Below are 8163 nucleotides of genomic sequence, written 5' to 3' on the forward strand. Positions count from 1 at the left end.
GCCGGGCGCTCGTCGGTCTAGCCTGCACGGTGACGGATGTGAAGCGCTTGTGCGTGATGTGGCCGCGGTCCGGTCCTGCCGCCCCCTAGAACCAGGCCTTCAGCCCCAGGACCGCCCGGACCGCGTCCACGTCCTCGCCGCGCGCCCGGGCAAAATCCCCGGTGGCCCCGAGCCGGCGGGTCCATTCGACCCCGATGTAGGGGGCCAGTTCCCTGCGGATCTCATAGCGCAGGCGCAGTCCCGCCTCGATCGTTCCCAGGCCGGCCCCGATGCCCAGTTCGGGGATGTCCCGGGCCGCCAGGTCGATCTCGAAGCGCGGCTGCAGGATCAGCCGCTGGGTCAGTCTCTGGTCATATTCCGCCTCGACCCGCGCGGTCAGATCACCTTCGGTCGACAGAAAGGCGGCGGCGTCGACTTCCCACCAGTGCGGGGCCAGGCCCTGCAGTCCAAACACCAGGTGGGTGGTGTCTTCGCCATCCGGACGGATGTCGTGTCGCACCCCTGCCTGCACGTCCCAGAAGGGGGTGACGGCACGGCTGTAGAGGGCCTGGATCTCGGCCGCCTCCAGGCCATCGGAGACATCGCCTTCGCCCTCAGACTTCCACCAGAAGCGATTGATGTCGCCGCCGGTCCATCCCTGAACGTCCCAGAGCCAGGCCGCCTCGCCGTCCGCGACATGCGCTTCCAGCCGGTCGATGATGACGACGGTGGTGCGGATGTCGCCGTTCTCGGCGATCAGGGTCCGGCGGGACTCCGCCATGGCCTCGGCCCCGAAGATCAGATCGGCGGCATGTGTCGGGGCACCCAGCGCCGCCGCCGGGACCGGGTCCTCGGGCGGGCGGCCGGGCGTGTCGGCGCTGGTCGGCACATCCGGCGGCATCGCCATGCCGCCCATGTCGTGACCCGCGTGGGGATCGGCCGCTTCAGGGGTCATGGTCGCCATGTCGTGACCGGCATGCGGATCCGCGACCTGTGGCTCGCCCGGCATGGCGTGCCCGGCGTGGGGGTCGACCGCTGCCGCCTCGGCCGGCATGGCATGGCCGGCATGAGGGTCCGGGGCCGGAGCGGGGGCCGCCGTCGCCGGACGGGGCACGGGGCGCGGAGCCGGAGCGGGGCGTGCCGCCGGCGGGGTCGCCCGGGGTGCGGGAGTGGGGGCCCGTCGGGGAGCCGGAGCCGGAGCCGGACGGGCCGCGGGCGGCCGGGCATGACCGGCGTGCGGGTTCTGGGCGGCGGCGGGCGCGGCGGCGAGGACCAGCGGGGCCAGGGCGATGACGAGACGGTTCATGACGCGGCTCCGTCCATCGGCCGGACGGTGACGACATTGAACATCCCGGAATGCATGTGCATCAGCAGATGGCAGTGGAAGGCCCAGTCCCCCGGGGCGTCGGCGGTCAGGTCGAAGGTGACCTTGCCGCCGGGCGCGACATTGACCGTGTGCTTCAGCGGCTGGTGACCCGCCGGACCGCCGGTGACCAGCTCGAAGAAATGGCCGTGCAGATGGATCGGGTGGGCCATCATCGTGTCATTGACCAGGGTGACCCGCACCCGCTCGTCGCGCTCGAAGCGGATCGGTTCGACCAGTTCCGAGAATTTGCGCCCGTCGAAGCCCCACATGAACCGCTCCATATTGCCGGTCAGGTGGATTTCCATGGTCCGACTGGGCGGGCGCCGGTCCTTGTTGGGGGTCAGAGCGACCAGGTCGGTATAGACCAGCACCCGGTGATCGACGTCCTTCAGCCCCGTCGGGCGTTCGCCGAGACGGTTGGTCGGGGACATATTGACCATGTCGACGCCGACGCCGACGGCCATGTCGGGCGGAGCGTTGTCCGGATCGCGCATGTTCATGCCGGCCATGTCATGCGCCGCACCCGGGGCGGAGGTGCCGTGATCCATGCCCGCCATGGCCCCATGGTCCATGCCGGACATCCCGCCCATGCCCATGTCGGCCATGGTCAGATTGGGCACCGCGCGCAGCGGCGGGACCGCGGCGGTCATGCCCATCCGCGGGGCCAGGGTGGCGCGGCCCATGCCGGAGCGATCGATCGCCTCCGAGACGATGGTGTAGGCGCGATCCTCGGTCGGACGGACGATGACGTCATAGGTCTCGGCCACCGAGATCTGGAATTCGTCGGTCTCGACCGGCCGCACATTCTCGCCGTCCGCCTGCACCACCGTCATCGCCAGTCCGGGAATGCGGACGTTGAAGATCGACATGGCCGAGGCGTTGATGATGCGCAGCCGCACCCGCTCGCCGGGCCGGAACAGGCCGGTCCAGTTCTCCTGCGGGCCGTGGCCGTTGATCAGATAGGTATAGGTCGTGCCGTTGACGTCGAGGATGTCGCGCGGGTCCATCCGCATCCCGCCCCACATCCGGCGTTCCTCCAGACTCATCCGGTCGCTGCCGTCCAGCAGTCCGGCCAGGGTGGTGCGCTGGCGGTTGAAATAGCCGGGGCTCTTCTTCAGCTTGTCGAGGATCTCGTGCGGATGCAGGAAGCTCCAGTCCGACAGGACCAGCACATGCTCGCGGTCATAGCCGACCGGATCGGCACCGGCCGGGTCGATGACGATCGGGCCGTAGTGACCCATGGCTTCCTGCAGCCCCGAATGGCTGTGGTACCAGAAGGTGCCCGACTGCTTGAGCGGGAACTCGTACACAAAGGTCTCGCGCGGCTTGATGCCCGGGAAGCTGATGCCCGGCACGCCGTCCATCTGGAACGGCAGCAGCAGGCCGTGCCAGTGGATCGAGGTGTCCTCCTCGAGCTGATTGTGCACCGCCAGCCGGACGTTCTGGCCCTCGCGCAGGCGCAGCAGGGGGGCCGGCAGCACGCCGTTGACGGTAACCGCGTGGCCGGTCCGCCCCCCCACGGTGAAGGGCGAATGGCCGATCGTCAGATCGATGTTCGGGCCGGTCAGGGTCGGCAGGTCGGCACGCAGACCGGGTGAGCCGGTCTGGGCCCAGGCGGGCAGCAGACCCTGGAGGCCCAGCAGGCCACCGCCGAGGGCAGCACCACGCAACAGGGTCCGGCGATCGAGAGGGGGCATGGGCATGGGGTCCTGTTTAGTCGGGTCGGCGCGCCTGTGTCGATGGGGCGAAATCAACCTCTGCCTCAAGATACGCGCCGGCCCCGTCCAGCCCTCACCGGGCGTCTGGCCCCTCCAGCCGCGCCGCCAGAAAGCGTCGCGCCCGGGCGATTCGGGTCTCGACCGCCTTGGGGGTGATGCCGAGGATAACGGCAATCTCGGCATGGGGCCGGGCTTCCAGTGTCGCCAGAAGCAAGGGGGCCTTCAGCGTGGCCGGAAGTCGCGCGAGCGCCCGGTTCAGGGCCTCAAGGCGTCGGCGATCATCCAGCTGCGCGTCCTGCCCCGGCGTGTCGTCGCCCACCGCCATGGCCTCGGGGGCATCCAGGCTGATGACCCCCCGAACCATGCGGCGCACGCTGCGACGACGACCCCAGTCGCGGCATTTGTTCACCGCGATCGTGCGCAACCAGGTGTCGAAGGGACGGGACGGATCATAGCGGCCCATGGCGAACCAGGCCGCCGCATAGGCCTCCTGGACGACATCGAAGGCATCATCGGCATCGCCGACGTAGCGTCGGACAAAGCGATAGAGCCCGGCCTTGGTGGTTTCGACCAGCAGGGCGAAGGCCGCACGGTCGCCCTGCGCGGCCCGGACCTCGACGCTGTCAGCCGCCCCGGTGGTTCGCACTAGCCGGGATCTTGCCGCAGGGCATCCACGATCCGGGAATCGAATATCCGGGCCTGGGCCGGGGTCAGGGTCGATCGCATCTCGAACACATGGGCGATAGTGGCCTTCTGCAACTCGCCCATCGCGGTATGGAAATGGTCGACCGCCGCCCGGACGGCCGGACTGTCGCCGTCGCTGGCCTCGATCGCACGCGCAAGTTCATCATTGGCGGCGCGAATATCAGCCTCGAGGGGCGCGCGCTGCGCCGCGAACCGGGATTCGATCTCCTCCAGGCGCGCTTCCTGGTCGGCGCTCAGATCGAGCTCGTTGTGCACCAGGGCGTGGAGCGAGGGCGTCGCGTTTTGCCGCATCATCCAGTGGGCGCTGGCCCAGGTGCCGGCTCCACTGGCCAGGGCGGCCAGGGCGGCGGTGATCGCGATGGATTTCCAGCCTGCGGTCATCCGACGATCCCCATGCCGGACAGGGGGGACAGGCCGGCGGCCAGCGTCAGGACGCCGATCTCGGACGGCGGATTCGCCGGAACCAGCAGCCCGAAGCCGCCATTGATCACGCCGAACACCAGGGCCCCCGTCACGGCCAGGGTCCGGATACGACCGAGATGCCGCCGCTCCTCGGTGAGCCTGACCCTGTGCCACACGCGCTGTTCGAGCCCGTCCAGTCGAGCGTCCCCGGAACGCTCGGCCGAATGCGCCAACAGGCTGTCGATATCCATCATCGGCCGTCTCCGTCTCCTGCCGTTCAGATACGCACGGTTCCGCCGTTTCCCTCAAACCGGACGCCGCGAACGCCGACGGCATCAGCGGCACCCTCGACAGTACCCCGTGAACCCTTGTTCGGTCCGGGGCATTTGCCATGGATCACATCGAAGGAGGATGCCGTGAAATCCAGACCCTATGTCCGCTTCGCCCTGATGATCGCGACCTCGACCGTGGTCATGTTCGGCCTGATGTATCTGAACACCTATGCGCTCGATCACGCGCGGTTCAGCGAGACCCGCCTGTACATGGCCCTGCTGATGGGGGCCACCATGGCGGTGATCATGCTGCTGTTCATGCTCGGCATGTACGCGGACAAGCGATTGAATGCCGCGATCCTCGGAGTCGCGGCCGTCGTGTTCGGCGGCTCCCTGTGGCTGGTGCGCAGCCAGAGCACCATCGGCGACGTGGCCTGGATGAAGGCGATGATCCCGCACCATTCGATCGCCATCCTGACCAGCGAACGCGCCCATATCCGCGACCCGCGCGTGCGTCGCCTCGCCGACCGTATCATTGAGGCCCAGCGTCGTGAGATCAGCGAGATGGAGCGACTCATCACCGACCTCGAACGCAACCCGCCGCCGGCCGGGGCCCCGGACCTGCCGGCCGGTTCGACCACGGCCGGACCCGGCAACCCGTGAGCGGCCGGGTCGGGAAAAGACGCTAGAGTGTGACCGACCGCAGCCTCAGGGCGTTGCCGATCACGCTGACCGAGGACAGCGACATGGCCAGGGCCGCGATGGCCGGCGACAACAACAGGCCGAAGGTCGGATACAGCAGGCCGGCGGCGATCGGGATGCCCAGCGTATTGTAGCCGAAGGCGAACACCAGGTTCTGGCGGATATTGGCCATCACCGCCTTCGACAGGTGCCGGGCGCGCACGATGCCCTGCAGGTCGCCGCTCAGCAGGGTGACGGCCGCGCTCTCGATCGCCACGTCCGAGCCCGCCCCCATGGCCACGCCGACATCGGCGGCGGCGAGGGCGGGGGCGTCGTTGACCCCGTCACCGGCCATGGCCACGACCCGGCCCTCGGCGCGCAGCTGTTCGACCACATCGGCCTTGTCCTGCGGCAGGACCTCGGCCCGGACGTCGTCGATGCCCAGACGTCGGGCCACGGCCTCGGCGGTGGTGCGGTTGTCACCGGTCATCATCACCAGCCGCAGGCCCGCCGCCTTCAGGGCGATGATGGCGTCGGCCGTGGTTGCCTTGACGGGGTCGGCGATGCCCAGAACTCCGGCGGCTTCGCCGTCGACGGCGACGAAGATGGCGGTGGCCCCGTCGTGGCGCAGGGCCTCGGCCCCGGCTTCCAGCGCCGTGACATCGACCTCCAGCGCCCCGAGGTAGCGGCTGTTGCCCAGCACCACGCGACGACCGTCGACCAGGCCGGTGACGCCGCGCCCGACCGGGCTGTCGAACTCGCGCGCTTCGGACAGTGTCAGGGACCGGGCCTTCGCGGCCGCGACGATGGCGTCGGCCAGCGGATGTTCGCTGCCCCGTTCCAGGCTGGCGGCCAGGCGCAACAGTTCGGCCTCGTCGAAACCGGCCACAGGCTGGATCGCGATGACGGACGGGCGACCTTCGGTCAGGGTCCCGGTCTTGTCGATCACCAGGGTGTCGACCTTCTCGAGACGTTCCAGCGCCTCGGCGTTGCGGATCAGCACCCCGGCCTGGGCCCCGCGCCCGACCCCCACCATGATCGAGATCGGCGTGGCCAGTCCGAGGGCGCAGGGGCAGGCGATGATCAGCACCGAGACCGCGGCGATCAGGGCGTAGGTCAGTTGCGGTGCGGGACCGAACAGGCCCCAGATGACCGCGGCCAGGATGGCTGTGGCGATCACGGTCGGCACGAACCAGCCCGACACCGTGTCGGCCAGGCGCTGGATCGGGGCCCGGCTGCGCTGGGCCTGGGCCACCATCTGGACGATCCGCGACAGCAGGGTATCCGCCCCCACCCGGTCGGCGCGCATCACGAACGAGCCGGTGCGGTTGAGTGAACCGCCGACGACGTGGCCGCCGGGCTCCCGGGTCACGGGCATCGATTCCCCGGTCACCATCGACTCGTCGATGGACACCCGCCCCTCGAGGATTTCGCCGTCGACCGGCACCTGTTCCCCGGGCCGGACCCGCAGACGGTCTCCGACCACCACGAGGTCCAGGGTGACGTCCTCATCCGATCCGTCGTCGCGAACGCGCCGCGCGGTCTTCGGCGTGAGGTCGAGCAGCGCCCGGATCGCGCCCGAGGTCCGTTCCCGGGCACGAAGCTCCAGGATCTGGCCGATCAGCACCAGCACGGTGATGACCGCGGCGGCCTCGAAATAGACCGGCACACTGCCGTCCATGCCGCGCACCGCCGCCGGAAACAGCCCCGGGGCCAGCACCGCGACCACACTGTAGATCCAGGCCGCCCCGATACCGATGGAGATCAGGGTGAACATGTTGAGGTTTCGGCTGCGCAGCGACGCCCAGCCGCGCTCGAAGAAGGGCCAGCCCGCCCACAGCACCACCGGCGTCGCCAGCACGAACTGGATCCAGTTCGAGGTCTGTCCGTCGATCCACCGGTGCAGGTCGAACAGATGGCCGCCCATCTCCAGGGCGAACACCGGAAGCGTCAGGACCAGGCCGACCCGGAACCGCCGGGTGAAGTCGATCAGTTCGTGATTGACGGGCGCCTCGGCCGTGACCGTCTCGGGTTCCAGCGCCATGCCGCAGATCGGGCACGATCCCGGCCCCTCCTGACGGATCTGCGGATGCATCGGACAGGTGTAGATCGCGCCGGGGATCGCCGCCTCGGGCTCCGGCCGGTCACCCAGATAGCGGTCCGGGTCGGCGATGAATTTGGTCCGGCAGCCGGCCGAGCAGAAGAAATGGTCCTCGCCGTCATGGGCCGCGTGATGCGCGGTGGTCGCGGGATCGACCGACATGCCGCACACGGGATCGACGGACGTGGCGGCGACGGTGTCCGTCTTGCCGGCACAGCAGTCATGACCGGCCGTGGGCGAAGGGGGCGGCGTGGGCATGGGAGTCGCTCCTGGGTTTCGACTGAGCCAAATATACCCATGGGGGGTATCTTGCAAGATATAGGCCTGGGGTATATGCGAACGTTCAATCGAGGAAACGGGATGCAGACCGAAACCAAGCCCAGACTGATCAACCGTCTCAACCGGATCGAGGGCCAGGTGCGTGGCATCGCCCGCATGGTCGACGAGGACCGCTATTGCGTCGAGGTTCTGACCCAGCTCCAGGCGGTGCGGGCGGCTCTGCTGCGCGTCGAGAGCGAGGTGCTGAAGGACCACCTCGACCATTGTGTGATGGGCGCGATGACCGGCGACGATCCGGCCGACCGCAAGGCCAAGGCGGAAGAACTGATCACGCTGCTCGCCCGGGCCACCCGCTAGAGCGAAGGCAATCGTCGCGCCGGACCCGTCCGGCGGTGCGTGACGATCCGCGAAATGGTCCGATGCCTCCGCCTGCCGGGCCGGCGCAGGACCAGGGTCCCGGTTGCGATCCGGTCAATCGTCCGCCGTCGACAGGCACCGGCGGCGCGGCATTCGCCGGCAATCCAGGCCCGATCGGCTCCGGCCCAAACCGGCGCGGCGATCCGCAATGTCAGGAGAAAATGGCGCGCCCGGAACGATTCGAACGTCCGACCCTCAGATTCGTAGTCTGATGCTCTATCCAGCTGAGCTACGGGCGCGCAC

The 8163-nt window shown here is 69.0% G+C and carries 8 protein-coding genes and 1 tRNA gene; 2 read left to right on the forward strand and 7 right to left on the reverse strand.

Features of this window, described 5'->3' with window-relative positions:
* Positions 1-85: 85 nt before the first annotated feature.
* From AACZ75_RS14020 to AACZ75_RS14040, 5 genes are all read right to left on the reverse strand, one after another.
* Positions 86-1285: a copper resistance protein B gene (locus AACZ75_RS14020; RefSeq protein ID WP_339873709.1), complete on the reverse strand. Its 1200-nt coding sequence runs from the start codon at positions 1283-1285 to the stop codon at positions 86-88.
* Positions 1282-3048, reverse strand: coding sequence for a copper resistance system multicopper oxidase (locus AACZ75_RS14025; protein WP_339873710.1), 1767 nt, complete (start codon positions 3046-3048; stop codon positions 1282-1284). The genes AACZ75_RS14020 and AACZ75_RS14025 overlap by 4 nt, the downstream gene beginning before the upstream one ends.
* Before the next feature lie 88 nt (positions 3049-3136).
* Complete coding sequence (locus AACZ75_RS14030) at positions 3137-3709, reverse strand: RNA polymerase sigma factor (protein ID WP_339873711.1); 573 nt, start codon at positions 3707-3709, stop codon at positions 3137-3139.
* Positions 3709-4149, reverse strand: coding sequence for a periplasmic heavy metal sensor (locus AACZ75_RS14035; RefSeq protein ID WP_339873713.1), 441 nt, complete (start codon positions 4147-4149; stop codon positions 3709-3711). Before AACZ75_RS14035 ends, AACZ75_RS14030 begins: the two co-directional genes overlap by 1 nt.
* Positions 4146-4424, reverse strand: a complete 279-nt coding sequence (locus AACZ75_RS14040) for a hypothetical protein (protein ID WP_339873715.1) — start codon at positions 4422-4424, stop codon at positions 4146-4148. The genes AACZ75_RS14035 and AACZ75_RS14040 overlap by 4 nt, the downstream gene beginning before the upstream one ends.
* A gap of 162 nt (positions 4425-4586) precedes the next feature.
* Here AACZ75_RS14040 and AACZ75_RS14045 point away from each other — a divergent pair, with 162 nt between their 5' ends.
* The gene (locus AACZ75_RS14045) at positions 4587-5105 is read left to right on the forward strand and encodes a DUF305 domain-containing protein (protein WP_339873717.1); all 519 of its coding nucleotides are present in this window, start codon (positions 4587-4589) and stop codon (positions 5103-5105) included.
* 22 nt (positions 5106-5127) lie between these two features.
* Here AACZ75_RS14045 and AACZ75_RS14050 read toward each other — a convergent pair whose 3' ends face one another.
* Complete coding sequence (locus AACZ75_RS14050; protein WP_339873718.1) at positions 5128-7482, reverse strand: heavy metal translocating P-type ATPase; 2355 nt, start codon at positions 7480-7482, stop codon at positions 5128-5130.
* 102 nt (positions 7483-7584) lie between these two features.
* Between AACZ75_RS14050 and AACZ75_RS14055 the strand changes: the two genes are divergently transcribed.
* A complete protein-coding gene (locus AACZ75_RS14055) occupies positions 7585-7860 on the forward strand; it encodes a metal-sensitive transcriptional regulator (RefSeq protein ID WP_339873719.1) in 276 nt (91 codons plus the stop codon).
* A gap of 222 nt (positions 7861-8082) precedes the next feature.
* On the opposite strand, the gene AACZ75_RS14060 is transcribed toward AACZ75_RS14055, so the two are convergent.
* A tRNA-Arg gene (locus AACZ75_RS14060) sits at positions 8083-8159 on the reverse strand.
* Between the last annotated feature and the right edge of the window lie 4 nt (positions 8160-8163).

The organism is uncultured Brevundimonas sp. (assembly GCF_963975535.1).
Lineage (GTDB): Bacteria > Pseudomonadota > Alphaproteobacteria > Caulobacterales > Caulobacteraceae > Brevundimonas.

What these genes read in the sequence shown, in the direction of transcription:
- AACZ75_RS14020 (WP_339873709.1), bottom strand. Translation starts at nt 1,285, where the DNA reads ATGAACCGTCTCGTCATCGCCCTGGCCCCGCTGGTCCTCGCCGCCGCG.
- AACZ75_RS14025 (WP_339873710.1), bottom strand. Translation starts at nt 3,048, where the DNA reads ATGCCCATGCCCCCTCTCGATCGCCGGACCCTGTTGCGTGGTGCTGCC.
- AACZ75_RS14035 (WP_339873713.1), bottom strand. Translation starts at nt 4,149, where the DNA reads ATGACCGCAGGCTGGAAATCCATCGCGATCACCGCCGCCCTGGCCGCC.
- AACZ75_RS14040 (WP_339873715.1), bottom strand. Translation starts at nt 4,424, where the DNA reads ATGATGGATATCGACAGCCTGTTGGCGCATTCGGCCGAGCGTTCCGGG.
- AACZ75_RS14050 (WP_339873718.1), bottom strand. Translation starts at nt 7,482, where the DNA reads ATGCCCACGCCGCCCCCTTCGCCCACGGCCGGTCATGACTGCTGTGCC.
- AACZ75_RS14055 (WP_339873719.1), top strand. Translation starts at nt 7,585, where the DNA reads ATGCAGACCGAAACCAAGCCCAGACTGATCAACCGTCTCAACCGGATC.